The following is an 18,489-nucleotide window of genomic DNA, read 5'->3' on the forward strand; positions in this document are numbered from 1 at the left end:
ACTTTTTGAGACAGTCCCTTCATCACTGCGCCATTTTCTTTCGGTACATCTTCCCGTTCCAATAGAAGAATCGTGAAGTAAGCCCTCCGTATTTTACAATGCGCCGTGCCATCTTTTGCATATTCTTTTGTGCTGATACTTTTTGGTCTGATAAGTAAATACCAAGTAACCCTCGGCTTATGAGACGATGAAACTTCGCATGAGGCAAATCACCAATGCTCTTCTCTGCTTCTTCTACAAAGTGTTTCATCCGATCTAATATAGCTTGCTCGTTTTCATAATAACTACAGAAATTCAAATCTCCGCCTATACGGTCTTCTTCTTGATCGATGAAATAATCAAGTAAAATGTGAAGTCCTTGTACGTAAGGGAAATATCCTTGGCTAATTTTCGCAATATCTTCATCATGTAATTCATCATGGAATGCATATGCTACAAGACAAAAGATTCCAAGCGTAGAACCAGCACATGCTGAAAATTCAAACCAACTCATCTCAGGTAAGTTTTCTTTATGTGCTTCAAACCATGTTTGTAAGCGTGGTTCTCTTTCTTCTAACTTCACATGTTTATGAATTTGCAAATCACAATAATAACAAGCAAGTTCATGAAGAACAGGAGCAATTTTATCATAGTGCTTCGTTTTCTTTAAAACATCTTGGCATGTTTCAACAAGTTCATCTAAATAACCACCATCATCTTGATCATCACGGTAACGATAATAATTACCGCCCCCTTCAACCTCAGGGCTTAATGCCATTATCATCGACTCATGAAGAGCCGCAAAGTCTTTTGGATCAAGTGATGTACTACGGTCACATAAATTATCTAAGTAATCGCTAATCGTTTGATACGCTACAATAAAACGAATACATTCCTCTCGGTGCTCATTTGCTAACAGTGCTAAAATACCACCGCCCTCGCAATGAAACGTTTTATTCTCAATACTTGCGATTGCCTGACTATGAAGCTCATCATTCGGAATATGGTAGGCACGCTCTTTCCACATCGCTAGCTCATGGTGTACAACCGGAAACACATCACGGTATACTTTCGCCATGAGCGTTATGGGATTACTCGGTACGTTCACTTCTTCCTTCATCTCCTCTATTAAATGTACAAATAATGATTTATTTGTTTGTTTTTACTATATTATTGACACGCATTTCAGTAAATGACTGAATATAATTCAAAATTTCATCACGCTCATACTCATTTAATAACTCATGATAACAATTCGGCCATTCTTTAAAAGCCTTATCACTCATTTTAACATTATCAAACCACTTGCGGACACGTATTTTATCTACAAGTTTATCCTCACACGCCTGCATTAGCAAGAGTGGAACATCTGGAAAATCATCTATTTTCTCATGAGCAATTTCGATAGACTTAATCAATTCACTATACCAACGTACTGATACTTTGCGCAAGAACAATGAATCATTCTCCATCGCATCTCTCACTTCATGATTACGAGTTGACATTTCCACTGTAAGATTCGTTGCAAATTGCAATTTTGGAGCAACAACATTTAATATTTTTGAGGCAGCTCGAAGCGGAGCAGAAGGTCCAGTTAATACACCTAAACATGGTGAACTTAAAATAATACCATCTACATCTTCTCTCTTCGTTTCTTGCATCATACGAATGACAATAAGACCACCCATACTATGACCAAATATAAAAATAGGTAATCGATACTTCCTTGCCTCTTTCACCCATAATTTAACTTCCTCTATGTATTCATCAAATGAATCAATATGTCCTCTATTTCTCGAAGTCGTTCCATGTGATGGAAGGTCTCCCATCACGACGTGGTAGCCGATATGATTCCACATTTCCGCTATAGCTTCGTAACGTCCGTGATATTCCATTGCGCCGTGCACGATAACGACTACAGCTTTCGCTTCCTCTGCTTCATAATTCCACATACGGACCTCCTCCATTTCACTCTTTCTCATAATTTGATACACTAAAACTAGTCTCTAGGAAAGGAAGGCTTTACATGATATATCCTTACAAAGAAAAAAATCCGAAAATTGCGAGTAGTGCTTTTATCGCTGATTATGTTACCATTACAGGCGATGTTTCCATTGGCAAAGAATCAAGTATTTGGTTTAATACAGTCATACGCGGCGATGTATCACCAACAATAATTGGAGACCGGGTAAATGTACAAGACCAATGTACACTTCACCAAAGCCCTCAGTACCCTCTTATTTTAGAAGACAATGTTACAATTGGGCATCAAGTTATTTTACATAGCTGTCATATTAAAAAAGATGCTTTAATTGGAATGGGTTCTATTATATTAGATGGTGCTGAAATTGGTGAAGGAGCCTTTATCGGTGCTGGAAGCCTCGTTTCACAAGGAAAGAAAATTCCACCGAATACGTTAGCTTTCGGCCGTCCAGCGAAAGTCGTTCGTGAATTAACAGAGGAAGACCGTAAAGACATGGAACGAATTCGCACACAATATGTTGAAAAAGGTCAGTACTATAAATCATTACAAAAATAATTTTACTGCTGCCATAAGATTGGCAGCTTTTTTTATGAAAAAATCTAACTTTTTCTTTACAAAACCTTATTATCCCCTCAATAAAATCTTATTAAAATAGAAGTTAATAACTCCATATATATGTAAATGAGGGAGGAAAAATCTCATGAAGGTCAGTGGACTATATAAAATAGAATGTTACATTTTCAAAGGAATTAATCGCTACTTTGATCAAAAAACATTAAACATCTTTTTCAGCAATATTACCCATATCGGTGGTGCTACATTCTCCATTGCACTCACACTTTTCTTTTTAATTTTCGCAACAGGGAATTTGCATCAAGCTGCAATTGCAACTGCTATTTCTTTAACAATTAGCCATATTCCAGTGCAAATATTAAAAAGATGGTATCCACGAAAACGTCCTTATTTGACAATTCAGGATGCGAAATATCCAGTTCATCCATTAAAAGATCATTCTTTTCCATCCGGACATACAACGGCTGTTTTCTCTGTCCTCATTCCATTTATTTGCTATAATCCAAACTTGCTTGCTTTTCTATTACCGCTAGCGCTATGCGTCGGTATTTCCCGTATTTATTTAGGGCTTCATTATCCGTCAGATGTATTTGTAGGCATGTGCCTCGGCACTTGCTCTGGCATCATCTCTTTTTATCAATGCATCCCACTCTTCACGTAAAGGAGCGATATGATGAGAGTCGCCATATTTACCGATACTTTTACACCACAAGTCAATGGGGTTGCGAAAACATTAGAACGATTAACACGTTACTTTCAAAAAGAAAATATCGCCTATTCTGTTTTCGCCCCTCAGCATACCGCTGAAGATAATTTCGTAGCAAATGTGAACAAAATGAGAAGTATCCCGTTAACAATATTATATCCAGAATGCCGTTTTTCTTTTCCTACTCCGCGCATTAAACGGGAACTTCTTACCTTTAAACCTGATATGATTCACATTGCCACACCTTTCAACATGGGACTTTGTGGATTGTATTATGCAAAAAAGTTAAACATTCCAATTGTCGGTTCTTATCATACTGATTTCGATGCCTATCTACGCTATTACAAAATCGAATTCCTCTCCAATATGCTCTGGAACTATTTAAAATGGTTTCATAGTCATATGCAAAAGAATTTTGTTCCTTCCTCTGAAACATTACATCAATTAAAGAAGAAAGGATTTCAACAGCTCTATATTTGGGGACGTGGTGTAGATTGCACTCTCTTTCATCCCACTTACAATAAAGACCTATTCCGAAAAAAATATAATATTACAGCGAAGTATGTTCTTTCCTACGTTGGACGGATTGCTCCTGAGAAAGATATTGATACGTTGCAAGACCTTATCGTTAAATCAACGCATACTCGAAACGATATTCATTGGCTCATCGCTGGAGATGGTCCTCTAGCAGCAAACTTGTGTGAAGCTGTTCCGAAAACAAATGTCACTTTTACTGGCTATTTACAAGGTGAAGATTTAGCTGAAGCATATGCTTGTTCTAACATAATGGTATTTCCATCAGCTACTGAAACGTTTGGAAATGTCGTACTTGAATCACTTGCATGTGGTACCCCTGTCATTGGTGCAAATAGTGGCGGCGTTAAAAATATTATTACAGATGGAAAAACGGGAGTTCTTTGTCCGCCAAAAGATGCGGATACATTTCTATCATCCATTTATTCTTTATTACAAAATGAAGAAAAACTTATACAGATGGGAATAGCAGCTTCGTCTTATGCGAAATCAAAAAGCTGGGATGAGATCTTTCATGGCTTACTTAATCAATATGAAGAAGTCCTTCAGCACACCGCATCAGAATTACTCGCTTAAACACAAAAACTCCCTTCAAAAAAATGAAGGGAGTTTATTACACGAACACAAATTTTAGTTTAATAAATGATACATAAGATTAAATATCACTTTATTTCTATATTTATTATAGCAAAAATAAACATAACTAAACAGACTTGTAATAAAAACCCATAAAAATTAATATATGGTTATACAGTATTTTTACTGTATAAAGATTTTAAGAGATTCCCCTTAAAATCTACTTACTCACATACCTATATACAGCAATTGTTCCCCAATTTCTGTATATCAAAAAAACCTTTCATTCATTTGAAAGGTCTTTTTGAGCCTGCACATATTCGTCTTTCGTATTCACATTCATAAACCATGCTGTATTCGCTTGTACTTCTTCTCCAGCAACATATTTTACATTACATTGTATTAAAAGCTGCCCCATACTCCTTTTTTCTTCCTGAAGCAGTTTATCAATTTTACCTTTTACACGTCTATGATATGCTGCAAGTAACGGTTGTTTTCTTCCTTCAATTATAGGCACAATCGCATCATACTCATCGCTCGTTTGCTCTAATAAAATTGTAATCCATTCGTTTGAAACGTTCGGTGCATCGCAAGGCATGATAATATACCAATCTGAATCTATGTATTCCATTCCTGATATAATGCCGGCAAGCGGCCCATTTCCTTTATAGTGCGACATATCTTCTATAACAGGAACTTGTACTAATCGTTCTACTCGCTCTTTTATATCAGTATGACTAATAACAACAACATCTTGCAAAATACTTTCCATTACTTTCACAATATGCTCTACAAAAGTAGTTCCCTTCCAAATAGCTAATGCTTTCGGTTCTCCGAATCGGCTCGACATACCTCCTGCCAATACAATTCCAGTGTGCTTACTCATTGGCGATGCAGCTCAAATGTAATATGACCTAATTCCGGTAAAATTAACTTGTTCATCGCAAGACGAACCGCCCCGCTAGATCCTGGCATCGAAAAGACAACTTTACGCCCGATTGTACCGCCGATTGCCCTACTTAACATCGCACTACTTCCGATATCTTCTAAGTAACTTATCATACGGAACAACTCACCAAATCCAACAATTTCTTTATCTAATAACACTGACACTGCCTCAATCGTTACATCACGTTTCGTAATACCAGTTCCGCCATTGGTTAGTACGACATCAACATCTTCCCTATGATAACCAGCTAACACAGCCTGCTGAATACTTTCTTTATCATCTTTCACAATTTCATAAGAGGTCACTGTATGACCTGCTTCTTTTAACAATTCATGTAATAGTTGTCCGCTCTTATCCGTCTCTTCCGTACGCGTATCTGAGATCGTTACAATCTTACAACGTACTTCTTTCGGTGCTTGTTTCTTATGTTCCATTACACTCATTCTTCATCTTTCCTTTCTTTTTATCGTATATATTTTTTGTAAAATTATGTATGAATTAACGAATTTATCATGATACACTATAAGTATATTTACCCATAAAAAAGAGATCCTTATGTTTCAAACTGTATTTTATAACGTAAAAAGATATGTACCTATTATACCATTCCTAATTATATTATCTCTTTTTCAATTCATCGCTTACAGATTTGATATTAATTTTTAAAAATTATACGTACTCATGCCAGATGGTGGTATTCGCTACTACTTAACCAGTACATTCATCCCATTTTCACTTGCCTATTTTGTAGATTTTATATGGAAACGCAAATTTAAAATACACTATAAATAAGGGTGATAAAAATGAGGAAAAATGAAATTAGTACAAAATTATTATTTTTTCTTTCTTTATTATTAGGAATGTTTTTTTCTTCTAACGTTTATGCTGAAGAAAAAAATATCCACGTTATACAAGGACAAATAACGCATTGGAATGAAGATAAAAACACGTCTGAACCAAAATCAAATCCCACACTTAAAACAAATTCTGCTGAAATCCAGCTCTATCATAATAACGGTAATCCAATTAAAACAAACATCTTAGAATCTTCTCCAAAAACAAATTTATATTTATTCGCCGTCTCTAATTATTACATAAACAATATAAGCTATAGAGACTATTACTTCTCGGAAGCTAAAACAGAAAATATAAAAACGATTCAAAAAGAAACGGTACGCCGCTTAGAACAAATATTACATTCATCTTCTTATACTACTAAATCCGTTACTGCAAATAGAAATTATAATTACTTTTTTATACCGGGGCTAAATTAACAACAAATATTACCTTTAACAAGGACAATTCCAATGTAACTATTAACGGAAAAACAGGATCTGTCTGGGATATAACAGCATCTCATACTATTAAAAATACAGTTATAAACCCACCTTTTATAAGCTGGAATACACAATTATCTGTACCTTATTCATCTCAACATTTAATAAATTATGAACCAGATTCCACTATGCTTCCAATATTCATTTTTCGAAATTTAACTGGATTCAGCATACACAGTAACTCATCATTAAGTGAAAAATATGGGAGTTGGACGCTGGATAAAAATCTATTTAACCCTGTACCAAAGACAGCTCAAATGAATACAAAAATTAGAACTTCAAATACTTCTGGAAATTAAGGTTTACAATTAAGCCACACTTACGTACGTGCTGGTGGTACTACTCATTCCACCGGGATAGTTTCCACATATATACCAGATAGATAATGCTATGTAATCTAGACAAAATATTTCTTAATAAGGAGCTTAAATTACTATGGAACTTTATAAAAAATTAACAACAACATTCATTCTCTTATTTGTTGCTTCCATCACTGTCGGCTTTTCCTTAAAAGGCGCGATTCCATACGCTACATTAGTGAGTATTATATTCGCAACGCTATTTTTACTGAGCAGTGCTTTTTGCGCAGGAAAAGCGCGTCAACTGAAAGGGTGACCGTCTATGTTCCGTAAGAAATTAATCCTTTGCAAATCATGTGAAAAGGAAATACAAACGTATGAAAAAGCATGGATTCATATGCCATTTCCGGCAAGTGGTATGACAAATATGAGAAAATATATTGAGCTAGACGGCGAAGTTTATCGCAGTTCATGCATCCAAATAGCAAATAAAACCAAATAAAAAAAGCTTTGCGCACACAGCGCAAAGCTTTTTTTCATATATTATAGACCAGCTTGCTCTTTTAAAGCTACAGCTTTGTCTGTACGTTCCCATGTAAGATCTACATCAGTACGTCCGAAGTGGCCGTAAGCTGCTGTTTGTTTGTAAATTGGGCGACGTAAGTCTAGCATTTTAATAATACCAGCTGGGCGAAGATCGAAGTTGTTACGAACTAGTTCTACTAGTACGTCTTCAGATACTTTACCAGTGCCAAATGTATCAACTGAAATTGATACTGGTTGCGCTACGCCGATTGCGTATGCAAGTTGTACTTCTGCTTTGTCAGCAAGACCAGCTGCTACGATGTTTTTCGCAACATAACGAGCTGCATATGCTGCTGAACGGTCAACTTTCGTTGCATCTTTACCAGAGAATGCACCGCCACCGTGGCGAGCGTATCCACCGTAAGTATCAACGATGATTTTACGTCCTGTTAAACCAGCATCACCTTGTGGTCCACCAATTACGAAGCGGCCAGTTGGGTTAATGAAGAATTTCGTTTCTCCATCCATTAATTCTGCTGGAACTACAGCTTTAATTACATGCTCTTTTAAATCGCGATCGATTTCTTCCCATGTAACATCTGGATGATGCTGTGTAGAAATTACAATTGTATCTACACGTACAGGTTTACCATTTTCATCATACTCAACTGTAACTTGCGTTTTTCCATCCGGACGTAAGTATGATAATGTGTCATCTTTACGCACTTCAGTTAAACGACGAGCTAATTTGTGAGCAAGCGAGATTGGAAGTGGCATTAATTCTTGTGTTTCATTACATGCAAAACCAAACATTAAACCTTGGTCTCCTGCACCAATTGCCTCAATCTCAGCGTCAGTCATTTGACCTTCGCGTGCTTCTAGCGCTTGGTCAACACCCATAGCGATGTCAGCAGATTGCTCATCGATAGATGTTAAAACTGCACAAGTTTCTGCATCGAATCCGTATTTTGCGCGTGTGTAACCAATGCCTTGAATTGTTTCACGAACGATCTTCGGAATATCTACGTAAGTAGAAGTCGTAATTTCCCCCGCTACCAATACTAAACCAGTTGTTACAGTTGTTTCACAAGCTACACGTGCATTTGCGTCTTTTGATAAGATCGCATCTAAAATTGAATCAGAAATTTGGTCACAAATTTTATCTGGATGTCCTTCAGTTACAGACTCAGATGTGAACAGATGACGTTTTTTTGTCATGTGGTAAACCTCCCTACAGTAATTGTATATATTGTACGGAACTCATCCTTAATTTGCCACAAACTGCGACATACATTTATTCTCCCACACAAGCATACAGAAAAACCTTTCCTACTTTACATAGAGGAAAGGTTTAATTTGCTACTTGCATACTGCTTTTTGCCCTTTGCTCTTATCGTTCGAGACCATTAGCCTCGCACAGGTTTTAGCACCTATTCACCTGTATTTACCACTACAAGTGAGGTTGCTGGGCTTCATCGGGCCTGTCCCTCCGCCAGCTCGGGATAAGAGAGTATCCGTCCCAACCTATACTAAAGAAATGATATTCATTTGTCAATTAATATTCACATTTTCCTGAAAGTTTTTCTCAATACGTATAGAATGAAATATTAATAAGGAACTAATACATTCACACAAACAAAAATAAATAAATAGTATACATTATTTATATAATTGTGTTATACTATTGATGGGGATTACGAGAAATATTTCATTAAATGAAAAGGATGGTATATAAATATGAGTACTGTGAATGTCCAAATTGGTTTACATGAATTATTGAACGGAAGCAATGCACAGATTCAACTAAGTGTTCCGCAATTAGTGGAAAAAGTATTAATGCGAAATGAAGGGAAATTAACTTCTACTGGTGCCGTTTCTGCTTCAACAGGAAAATACACAGGACGTTCTCCTAAAGATAAATTTATTGTGAAGGAAGCATCGGTTGCTGACAAAATTGCTTGGGGAGCTGTGAACCAACCGATTTCTGAAGAACATTTTAATAAATTATATACAAAAGTTTTAGAATACTTAAAAGAAAAAGAAGAGTTATTCGTCTTCAAAGGATTTGCTGGCGCTGACCGCAACTATCGCCTACCAATTCAAGTTGTTAACGAATACGCATGGCATAATTTGTTCGTACATCAATTATTTATTCGTCCAACTGAAGAAGAATTAGCAACTCATGAATCAGAGTTCACAATTGTTTCTGCACCAAACTTTAAAGCAGATCCAGCAGTTGACGGTACAAATTCTGAAGCGTTCATTATGGTTTCATTTGAGCAACGTATCGTACTAATCGGTGGTACAGAATATGCTGGAGAAATGAAAAAATCAATCTTCTCTATTATGAACTTCTTACTACCTGAACAAGACATTCTTTCTATGCATTGCTCTGCAAACGTAGGTGAAGAAGGCGACGTAGCACTATTCTTCGGTTTATCTGGAACAGGTAAAACAACATTATCCGCTGATCCAAACCGTAAATTAATCGGTGATGATGAGCACGGTTGGTCTGATAACGGCGTATTCAATATTGAAGGCGGTTGCTACGCGAAATGTGTAAACCTTTCTCATGAGAAAGAACCACAAATCTTCGATGCAATCAAATTCGGTTCAGTTTTAGAAAACGTTGTCATTGATGGTCAAACACGCATCGCTGACTATAACGATACTACTTTAACAGAAAATACACGTGCTGCATACCCTATGCATGCGATTGACAATATCGTACTACCAAGTGTTGCAGGACATCCAAATACAATTATTTTCTTAACTGCTGATGCATCTGGCGTATTGCCTCCAATCAGTAAGTTATCAAAAGAGCAAGCTATGTACCATTTCTTAAGCGGTTACACTAGTAAACTAGCAGGAACAGAGCGCGGCGTTACATCTCCGCAAGCTACATTCTCAACTTGCTTCGGTTCACCGTTCTTACCACTTGATGCGTCTCGCTATGCTGAAATGCTTGGTGAAAAAATCGAGAAACATGATGCGAAAGTATTCTTAGTAAACACTGGCTGGACTGGTGGCGAATACGGCGTTGGTAAACGTATGAACTTAGGTTATACTCGCGCAATGATTCAAGCAGCATTAAGCGGCGAACTTGCAAAAGCTGAAACTGCGAAACACGACATCTTCGGTCTTGAAGTTCCACTTCACGTACCAGGTGTACCTGACGAAGTATTGATGCCTGAACAAACTTGGGCTGATAAAGATGCTTACAAAGTGAAAGCAATTGAGCTTGCAAACGAATTCAAATCAAACTTCAAAAAGTTTGATAGCGTTTCTGAAGATATTATTAACTTAGGCGGCCCAATCGCTTAAGTATAAACTTTCTGTTGGAATAACCCTTTACTCATATGAATAAGTGTCGTGTAACCGTAAAGTTTCGCGTACTCACCGACAAAACCCAATGCGGCTTAACGGTTACACACACTTACATAAAAAAGAAGCTTACGTGAAAAACGTAAGCTTCTTTCTATATATTATTTAATTTATCCACGTACAAATCACGGCTTCAAACACATAAACTTTTTTTCCACTTACTACATCTTACTACATCTTACTACATCGCTCTGGTTTCACATCGTATGGGAGCAAAAAAGACCCTGACCGCTTCTACCCATCGCCGGATCCTCTATTCCATCTAAAAAAGCTTTGTAGCTTTGTGGCTTTGTATCTTTTTTAGCTCTTCGTTAATTCTTCTTCATCCTTCATACTATAGTAACCTAAATTAATAACGATTAAGAAATAGCCACCCATAATCCCTACTGCAAATGCCCACATAACCATATGGTGCTCAATTTCGTACATAATAATAGCACCTAAAATGGCAGCTGCAAAGCGATTAAACATACCAAGCGTCGGCGCTTTCGTCTTCTTTACAAGACTATCTCCAAGCTTTTCAATCCGTCTCCCTAAAAGCCAAACACAGTACATACTTACAATAAGTCCAATTCCAGCTCCTAGAAAATGTGCTGAAAACGGTGTTAACATCCAGCCTAATAACAGAATACCTAGTAGATAATACGATTGAATTTTAAACGATCTTAATGACATACTAATCATGCTGTACTCCTCTTCAGTAGTTTTTATCTATCCAACAAAAGCTGTATAACTCATTTCTTTCGAGTCCATACTACTTAAAATCCATTTCACTCAAATTAAAAAACATAAACAGTATGTTTATGTTGTTAAAATGTTTTTAGGAAATAATATTATACAAGATTATTAATATAGAATCCCTCGCAAATGTGACGTTTTTCAAAACATTTTCCGTCCAATTATGAAAAAAATGATATCAATCTATGAACATACGGATATGATGTAATAAGCACATAAATAAAGGGGGCGTCTAATGATTTATTTTTTAATGGCTCTCATTCACCTCATTGTCCCTGCACTTATTGGACTTTCCTTATATTGGTACACGAAAAAACATAGTATTTTCTATGCTGTCCTCGGTGTTCTTCTTCCAGGTATTATTCTTATTACACTCTTCCGTATCCCATTTTTAAACTTAATCCCACTTATTACTGCGATCTTATTTCTCGTCTTCTTACCAAAAATAAAAAAATAGGAAAGCAGATCATAGGTGATCTGTTTTCCTATTTTGATATAGGTTCTTGTACGGTAGCATGCACCTTTACTTTCTCTGATTTCACAAACCATAGACCGAAGAAAATGATAATTCCACCGATAATTTGTTGAAACGATACATATTCATTTGCCCATATAGCTGCAAATAAAACAGCTACAAGTGGCGTTATATACATATATACCATCGTATGTGACGCCCCAATTTTTTGAACACCAACATACCACATCACTAAACCAAATACTGTTACAAAGAAAATAGAATACAGCAAGGCAAACCATGTCATCCCGTTTGTAATGTGAAATGGCATTACAAATACATGTGGACCACTTAACAATAAGAGTGGAATCGCTCCAACTAATGCCGACCATGCAGTAACACGTAGCGCTGAATATTTTTTAATTAATGGCCCTGCTAAAACAGGATAAAGCCCCCAGCATATCGATGTAATTAGCCCAATTCCATTTCCATAAAAAGAACTAGCAAGCGAATGCCCTGCTACTAAAACTAACGCTACACCAAAAAAGGCAATCATTGAACCGATTAACTTTCGAGAAGAAAACTTTTCTTGTTTCAAAAAAATCGCAAATACAGTTGTAAAAATAGGTGAAATAGAAATGAGTAAAGAGGCATTTGTAGCGGATGTATATTTGACAGTTTCCATAAATAATGTTTGATACAGTACAATACCTACAACGCTAACGATGATTAATCTAGGTATATCCTTTCGCTCCATATAAACCGACTTTTCAATAAAAAATGTAAGGAGTAACATAAGCGGTGCCGCCGATATCATCCGAAGTGCAGTAAACTCAATTGCTGTAAATTCTAAAAGTCCATATTTCGCAATCGTAAAATTAATCCCCCAAATAATAACGACACTTAAAATTAATAACTCAATTCCCCATTTTTTCATGCGCAACCCCCTCCGCAAAGAGAATTATACAGAAAATTCAATTATATGTACATTTCATTATGTGAAAAAATATTTTGTTGTATGAAGAACCGTATTTTGGTAAATGAATTTATATCGGCGATTCGACAATGAATATCGACTTATCAACAAAAAAAGAACGATTCCGAAAACATTTCGGAATCGCTCTTTTTTACAATCGAACGTGTAACTTCATATTTGGATTATAAAACTGGCTTGGGCTCTTCAGCTGAAAAGTCCCTCCAACTTCATGCCAATCAACTGTTAACTTATCATCCATAAATACAAGCTTTGTGCGGTCTGCAATAAAGTCTAGTACGCTTGATTCGATATCTACATCGCGCTCATCTTTCTCTGAAACGGCTACTAAATCAATAATCCCACTCATGACACAACCGCAACCTTCATTATCATAAAATAACTTTATATATTTTGTTTCACTTGGAATCGTATCCATAATCTTTTTATATGCTGCCTCTGTTACAGTAACGTACATATGTGAACCTACATCCTCTCTTCTCGTATCATTTATATATTGTACCACCATTTTTCTTAAATCTTATATACAGAAAATTAAGACTACTATACAATATATGTGATAAAGTGAAACTTTATTTGCTTCCTATCCGCTTCTTATTTTGCCACGAAAAACAAAAACAACTAACAGGGTAAAGATTATTTTAAGGAGGATAACACAACATGCCAGCTTTAAAAGAAATAGAACAATCACTTAATCATTTATTCCAAATTGAAAAATACGGAAAAGACAGTGCCTTTAGTCGTTTCCTTCCAGCTACATATGATCAAATCCAGTTTCCATGGCAACAATTTTTCGAAGCAACTTTTGTTGAGCTATTTAACGGTCTTATGATAAGAGGTGCTGAAAATGTAAACACAATCTTTTTAGCTGTGTTCCCAACTGATGATGTTCTCGAAAAATTCATTTCACAATCCATACCAGGTGATTTACTCTTCATGCACCATCCAATTGTGATGGAGTGCGGTGATCCACTCGGAAAGTCAGGGCGAGGATTTACTCCAATTTCATCAAAATATTTGCAGGCAATTAAAGAAAAACAACTTTCTATATATACATGTCACGTTCCAATGGATTTTCATCAAACATATGGAACTAGCATTTCAATTGCAAAAGCACTACAAGCCAATGTAATTGACGGGTTTGCTTACGGTGGTCCAGAAACCGAACCGGTCGGTCTCATTTGTGAAATAGATGAAACAACAACAGAAAAACTCCAAAAACATCTAAAAAAACTCTTTAACATTCCTTATACAGACTTCGAAGGTAAACAACATGATTCCATCAAGAAAATTGCAATTATCGCTGGCTGCGGCGATGTCGTTTCTTTAATGAAAGAAGCAGAAGAAAAAGGAGCTGAAGCATATATTACAGGAGAAATCCATTGCCATATCGACAATGATTACGGCAGGCATAAATACTCGCTCATTATGGATTACGTAAAAGAAACAAACATGTCACTCATCGGTGTGTCACACTCTGCCTCTGAATATTTAGTGAAAGAGACATTGATGTATGATTGGTTTAAAGAGAATTTTGATGCGGATGTTACTTTGCTTCCACAGGAAAAATGGTGGTTATAAGCCCCCCTATTTTTGAAATCTATATACACAATACAATCGGCCACACAAAAATATAGAATCTACAATATATATATATAGTGGTTCTACTTTTATAATAGATTTTCAAAAATATAGAAAGGAGAAAGTACATGTATCAACGTAATTGTTTTAGTTGTGAAGGTAGACGTAACAGTGGTTCTATCGGAAGCACTGGACCTACTGGTTCTGCTGGGGCCGGTTTACAAAGCACTACCGCTTTTAGTCTAGCAGCCGCTCCTAACTATAAAACGGGACAAGTTGTGACTTACACGAGTAGTGGCTATGTTGTAAAAAAAGATGCACCTCAAGTTTTTCCGAATGTATCTCCGGATTATATCGTATTAGTAGAGGCTGGTCCTACTGGTTCTATCGGCATCACTGGACCTACTGGTGCCACTAGTTCTACCGGCACAACTGGACCTACTGGAGTCACTAGTTCTACCGGCACAACCGGACCTACTGGTGCCACTAGTTCTATCGGCACAACTGGACCTACTGGTGCCACTAGTTCTACCGGCACAACCGGACCTACTGGTGCCACTGGTTCTACCGGCACAACTGGACCTACTGGAGTCACTGGTTCTACCGGCACAACCGGACCTACCGGAACTGCTGGTAGGTCATCAGCGAAAAGTATGATTTTTCAAGGAACGAATGCTGGGTTTCAACGTATAGCAGGTTCTCCAGGAATTGATTCTAACGTTATTCCGTATGTAACTGCTGGAGCTGGAAATATAGTTGGTTTTGCTGCATCTATAAATATTAATAACTTACCCGCTGCTGTTTATACGATTGATATTTGCAAAAATGTCCCAACAAACCTCTCTGCTCCTACCTCTAATTACATCCTATCTACTATTACTTTAACTACTACAGATAAAATTACGGGGACTATGACATTTTCAATTAAACCCACGGATATTGGCTCTAGACAACCTCAAGTGTATAACCCTACTCCAGCACCTGGACCCGCCACTGTAACTTGGACTAGTATTACAACTGGAAACCCGGTCTCGAGGGGGGATGCGATATCTCTTTATATTCCCCCCGGGATTACGGCAAGTGCTGTATACTCTATTTTTCTAATCACTGATATATAGTCCCCACTTACAAATCATTCATTTACAAAAAAGGACCTCGCTGCTGAGGCCAAAAAGATTACAACTAAATTAAAACAAATAACAGACAAATTTATTCTACACTCTCGCTTTAAAAATAACCATATTTTGGATCCCTAAATTTATACACCATGTTAATGTTGTAAACATCCCGTTTATTAAAATTCCGTACTTCCATCCACACTGAAAAGGGAAATCACTCTAAAGAAAGTGATTTCCCCTTTTTAAAATATCCCACCGTTAAATCGGCAACATAATCTCAACAGTCGTTCCAACTCCAACTTCACTTTCAAAGTTCAATTTACCGTGGTGATCTTTAATAATATTTTCCGTAACTACTAACCCTAAGCCTGTTCCAGTTTCTTTCGTTGTGTAGAAAGCTTCATTTAGCTTCGGAATTTTATCTTTTGGAATGCCGCATCCCTCATCTATAATTTGCACAATGATTACATCTTTCACTATAACTTTCACAGTGATAGTTCCGCCAACTGACATCGCTTCAATCGCATTTTTTATTAAATTAAAAAATACTTGTTTCAATCGTTTTTCATCGCATGTAATTGAAGGGATATCTTTACTATAAATAACATGCATTTTTATCCCTTGTTCTAAAGCTGGCTTTTCCATAACCCTGATAACATAAGAGATAATTTCTTTAATATTATGAGTTTCTGACTCTACCGATTTAGACTTCTCAAACCCACTGAGTTCTGTAGCTATTGTATGAATTCGCTCTATTTCCTGTCTCATAATTTCACTATAAATCTTATCTTCTGGATGTTTTTTTGCTTGCTTCTTCACAAGTTTTTTCAATTTTTCTAATGGTCTTCTAATCTTATCGCCAATTACTGTTGCCATTTTTCCAACCATCGCTAATTTTTCTACCTTTTGTATTTCTTTGTCCATCATTTCAAGTGTACGAACGTAAGATTGGAATCTTAAGAATATAATCCAACATACAATAACAAACGCGCTGTATAATGCCATTGGGATAAGAACGATAAAGGATTGAACAACGAATCCCATAAGTACATATTTTCCAACAATAGTTCCGGCAACTAGCCAAAAGTACCTCTTATTCACAAATATCGGTGCAAATAAAATAAAGAATCCTTCTACTATATTCCCGCCATCAAATTCCGCATCACTTCCGTAATAAATAATGAAGTTATTAATAAAATCCAATATATTATAGCCAATTAAAATAATATACTTCACAATATACGGATTTTCCCATTTTATAATATAAAGTCCGACAAGGAATAATCCAATCATCAAACTATATAGCCATAGACCTAATCCTTCTCCAAAAACATCTGCTAGTTTTTGATTTTCATCTGATAAAAGAACAATAGCCTTTTCAGAAAAATCATACGCAAAAAATATAAAGAAGAATAAGCTTAAAAATATTTTTAACGCCTTTATCTCTTCTTTTTCAAATATATTGCCTTTTTCCATATGATAACTCCTTTAACAAGCCCTCTTAATCTTGTGTCACATTGCGCTTACGCTTTTTCGGGAGCAGTATTTCTACTCTCGTTCCCTTTTTTACTTCACTAGAAATATGTAATTCTCCAAGATGCTCTGTAATAATTCGCTCTGCTACCGTAAGGCCTAATCCAATTCTATCTTGCTTTGTTGTATAAAAAGCATTCTTAACTCTTCCTAAATTATCCTTTTTTATCCCAAAGCCACTATCTACTATACTTACTATTACGTAATCTCTTTTTTTAGTTTCAACTTGTATTTTTAATGTTCCACCATGTTCCATTGCCTCTAAAGCATTTTTAATAACATACAAAAATACTCCTTTTAATTTGCGTTTATCACATTCAATTTCACTTCTATTTTTCTCTTCATTAAAGGTGCAATTTATATTTAACTCGTCCATTTTTCCGCGCATATTTTCTACTGCTTGTACTAAAACATCACTTACAATATGTTTTTCATAAACAGAAGGTTTACATGTAGCAATCTCCATTAATTCACTAATCATGTTATTCATATTTTCTATTTCAAGAATCATTTGTCCATATGTTGCATCTTTTTCGTGTTTCTCTTTTTGTAATTGCGTAAACCCTTTTAATGAAGCAAGTGGATTTTTAATTTCATGTCCAACTGTCGCTGCCATTTTTCCGATAACCGCCAATTTTTGTGACTGACTTGCTTCTGCAATACGTCCCTTTACTGCTGAAAGATATTGTAAAAATCGATTTAAAATAATAAATGACACGAAAAGCAACAACATATTGATAACAAGAGACATAAACAAGTTAAGTTCTCCAAATACAAATAGGTATATCATATATTTCCCTATAAGAAATGGCGCTAAGATAAATAAATATCTTTTACTCAAAAATATCGGTACGAAGAAAATGAAAATAAATTCAATTACATTCCCTTCATCAAATGCTATTGTATTATGAAAAACATACCATCCAATATTAAAAATCTCTGCGATCATGTATGCAAATAAATATGCATATTTAACTAAATACGCTTTTCCTCTCTCAAATAAGTAAACACTAATACCTAATATAACCATAATATATGCAAGCTTCCATATCACTTTATGCCAATTTCCTAAAGGCATTGTATCTTCTATTATAATCGTGTATGTAACCTCATATACAATTAAAATAATATGTATTACCCATAAGAAAATCTTAGCGTTTGTTTTTTCTTCTTTAGCTGATAGAAAACTCTCTTCCACTTCAACACCCCTTCAAAAGAATACCAT

At 35.9% G+C, this 18,489-nt stretch carries 20 protein-coding genes and 1 riboswitch; of the genes, 10 read left to right on the plus strand and 10 right to left on the minus strand.

The annotated features are described in order from the left end of the window. Nucleotides 1–22: 22 nt before the first annotated feature. Both MRBLBA3_RS07745 and MRBLBA3_RS07750 read right to left on the minus strand, forming a co-directional pair. The gene (locus MRBLBA3_RS07745) at nucleotides 23–1,087 is read right to left on the minus strand and encodes a tetraprenyl-beta-curcumene synthase family protein (protein WP_363380562.1); all 1,065 of its coding nucleotides are present in this window, start codon (nucleotides 1,085–1,087) and stop codon (nucleotides 23–25) included. Between the two features lie 40 nt (nucleotides 1,088–1,127). Beyond that, complete coding sequence (locus MRBLBA3_RS07750) at nucleotides 1,128–1,931, minus strand: alpha/beta hydrolase (protein WP_363380565.1); 804 nt, start codon at nucleotides 1,929–1,931, stop codon at nucleotides 1,128–1,130. A gap of 74 nt (nucleotides 1,932–2,005) precedes the next feature. On the opposite strand from MRBLBA3_RS07750, the gene MRBLBA3_RS07755 reads away from it, so the two are divergent. From MRBLBA3_RS07755 to MRBLBA3_RS07765, 3 genes are all read left to right on the plus strand, one after another. After that, nucleotides 2,006–2,518: a gamma carbonic anhydrase family protein gene (locus MRBLBA3_RS07755; protein WP_363380568.1), complete on the plus strand. Its 513-nt coding sequence runs from the start codon at nucleotides 2,006–2,008 to the stop codon at nucleotides 2,516–2,518. Nucleotides 2,519–2,663: 145 nt separating this feature from the next. Continuing rightward, complete coding sequence (locus MRBLBA3_RS07760) at nucleotides 2,664–3,197, plus strand: phosphatase PAP2 family protein (protein ID WP_363380571.1); 534 nt, start codon at nucleotides 2,664–2,666, stop codon at nucleotides 3,195–3,197. A 12-nt stretch (nucleotides 3,198–3,209) separates the two neighbouring features. Then, complete coding sequence (locus tag MRBLBA3_RS07765) at nucleotides 3,210–4,352, plus strand: glycosyltransferase family 4 protein (protein ID WP_363380573.1); 1,143 nt, start codon at nucleotides 3,210–3,212, stop codon at nucleotides 4,350–4,352. A gap of 283 nt (nucleotides 4,353–4,635) precedes the next feature. Here the strand turns inward: MRBLBA3_RS07765 and MRBLBA3_RS07770 are convergent, their stop codons facing one another. Both MRBLBA3_RS07770 and MRBLBA3_RS07775 read right to left on the minus strand, forming a co-directional pair. Further along, entirely contained in the window at nucleotides 4,636–5,238 is a 603-nt protein-coding gene (locus MRBLBA3_RS07770; RefSeq protein ID WP_363380576.1) for a molybdenum cofactor guanylyltransferase, read from the minus strand. Further along, nucleotides 5,235–5,744, minus strand: a complete 510-nt coding sequence (locus MRBLBA3_RS07775) for a MogA/MoaB family molybdenum cofactor biosynthesis protein (RefSeq protein WP_363380578.1) — start codon at nucleotides 5,742–5,744, stop codon at nucleotides 5,235–5,237. Before MRBLBA3_RS07775 ends, MRBLBA3_RS07770 begins: the two co-directional genes overlap by 4 nt. A 360-nt stretch (nucleotides 5,745–6,104) precedes the next feature. On the opposite strand from MRBLBA3_RS07775, the gene MRBLBA3_RS07780 reads away from it, so the two are divergent. The 3 genes from MRBLBA3_RS07780 (at nucleotide 6,105) to MRBLBA3_RS07790 (ending at nucleotide 7,439) form a co-directional block, all read left to right on the plus strand. Next, nucleotides 6,105–6,575 (plus strand): hypothetical protein, encoded by a 471-nt coding sequence (locus MRBLBA3_RS07780; RefSeq protein WP_363380581.1) that lies wholly within the window; start codon nucleotides 6,105–6,107, stop codon nucleotides 6,573–6,575. Nucleotides 6,576–7,073: 498 nt separating this feature from the next. Beyond that, a complete protein-coding gene (locus MRBLBA3_RS07785; RefSeq protein WP_002067722.1) occupies nucleotides 7,074–7,253 on the plus strand; it encodes a hypothetical protein in 180 nt (59 codons plus the stop codon). A gap of 6 nt (nucleotides 7,254–7,259) precedes the next feature. Then, entirely contained in the window at nucleotides 7,260–7,439 is a 180-nt protein-coding gene (locus MRBLBA3_RS07790) for a hypothetical protein (protein ID WP_363380584.1), read from the plus strand. Nucleotides 7,440–7,480: 41 nt separating this feature from the next. Here the strand turns inward: MRBLBA3_RS07790 and metK are convergent, their stop codons facing one another. Then, nucleotides 7,481–8,680 (minus strand): methionine adenosyltransferase, encoded by a 1,200-nt coding sequence (metK, locus tag MRBLBA3_RS07795; RefSeq protein WP_000163120.1) that lies wholly within the window; start codon nucleotides 8,678–8,680, stop codon nucleotides 7,481–7,483. A gap of 169 nt (nucleotides 8,681–8,849) precedes the next feature. Continuing rightward, nucleotides 8,850–8,971: riboswitch (SAM riboswitch) on the minus strand. A gap of 228 nt (nucleotides 8,972–9,199) precedes the next feature. Here metK and pckA point away from each other — a divergent pair. Then, a complete protein-coding gene (gene pckA / locus MRBLBA3_RS07800; protein WP_363380586.1) occupies nucleotides 9,200–10,786 on the plus strand; it encodes a phosphoenolpyruvate carboxykinase (ATP) in 1,587 nt (528 codons plus the stop codon). Nucleotides 10,787–11,146: 360 nt separating this feature from the next. Here the strand turns inward: pckA and MRBLBA3_RS07805 are convergent, their stop codons facing one another. Next, nucleotides 11,147–11,530 carry an ATP synthase subunit I gene (locus MRBLBA3_RS07805; RefSeq protein WP_098500115.1) on the minus strand — a complete coding sequence of 128 codons (384 nt, stop codon included), beginning with the start codon at nucleotides 11,528–11,530 and terminating at the stop codon, nucleotides 11,147–11,149. Nucleotides 11,531–11,819: 289 nt separating this feature from the next. On the opposite strand from MRBLBA3_RS07805, the gene MRBLBA3_RS07810 reads away from it, so the two are divergent. After that, nucleotides 11,820–12,041 carry a hypothetical protein gene (locus MRBLBA3_RS07810; RefSeq protein WP_002034446.1) on the plus strand — a complete coding sequence of 74 codons (222 nt, stop codon included), beginning with the start codon at nucleotides 11,820–11,822 and terminating at the stop codon, nucleotides 12,039–12,041. Between the two features lie 28 nt (nucleotides 12,042–12,069). Here MRBLBA3_RS07810 and MRBLBA3_RS07815 read toward each other — a convergent pair whose 3' ends face one another. Together MRBLBA3_RS07815 and MRBLBA3_RS07820 are read right to left on the minus strand one after the other, a co-directional pair. After that, complete coding sequence (locus MRBLBA3_RS07815) at nucleotides 12,070–12,975, minus strand: DMT family transporter (RefSeq protein WP_363380590.1); 906 nt, start codon at nucleotides 12,973–12,975, stop codon at nucleotides 12,070–12,072. Nucleotides 12,976–13,165: 190 nt separating this feature from the next. Next, nucleotides 13,166–13,489 carry an iron-sulfur cluster biosynthesis family protein gene (locus MRBLBA3_RS07820; protein ID WP_363380785.1) on the minus strand — a complete coding sequence of 108 codons (324 nt, stop codon included), beginning with the start codon at nucleotides 13,487–13,489 and terminating at the stop codon, nucleotides 13,166–13,168. 203 nt (nucleotides 13,490–13,692) lie between these two features. Between MRBLBA3_RS07820 and MRBLBA3_RS07825 the strand changes: the two genes are divergently transcribed. Both MRBLBA3_RS07825 and MRBLBA3_RS07830 read left to right on the plus strand, forming a co-directional pair. Next, nucleotides 13,693–14,613, plus strand: a complete 921-nt coding sequence (locus tag MRBLBA3_RS07825) for a Nif3-like dinuclear metal center hexameric protein (RefSeq protein WP_363380593.1) — start codon at nucleotides 13,693–13,695, stop codon at nucleotides 14,611–14,613. 128 nt (nucleotides 14,614–14,741) lie between these two features. Then, nucleotides 14,742–15,731: a collagen-like protein gene (locus tag MRBLBA3_RS07830; RefSeq protein WP_363380596.1), complete on the plus strand. Its 990-nt coding sequence runs from the start codon at nucleotides 14,742–14,744 to the stop codon at nucleotides 15,729–15,731. 258 nt (nucleotides 15,732–15,989) lie between these two features. On the opposite strand, the gene MRBLBA3_RS07835 is transcribed toward MRBLBA3_RS07830, so the two are convergent. Both MRBLBA3_RS07835 and MRBLBA3_RS07840 read right to left on the minus strand, forming a co-directional pair. Beyond that, nucleotides 15,990–17,207: an ATP-binding protein gene (locus MRBLBA3_RS07835; RefSeq protein WP_363380598.1), complete on the minus strand. Its 1,218-nt coding sequence runs from the start codon at nucleotides 17,205–17,207 to the stop codon at nucleotides 15,990–15,992. A 25-nt stretch (nucleotides 17,208–17,232) separates the two neighbouring features. Continuing rightward, nucleotides 17,233–18,462, minus strand: a complete 1,230-nt coding sequence (locus tag MRBLBA3_RS07840) for an ATP-binding protein (RefSeq protein WP_363380601.1) — start codon at nucleotides 18,460–18,462, stop codon at nucleotides 17,233–17,235. Nucleotides 18,463–18,489 lie beyond the last annotated feature (27 nt).

Origin of the sequence: Bacillus sp. LBA3-1-1.1 (assembly GCF_040676495.1) — a bacterium.
GTDB classification, from domain to species: Bacteria; Bacillota; Bacilli; order Bacillales; family Bacillaceae_G; genus Bacillus_A; species Bacillus_A nitratireducens.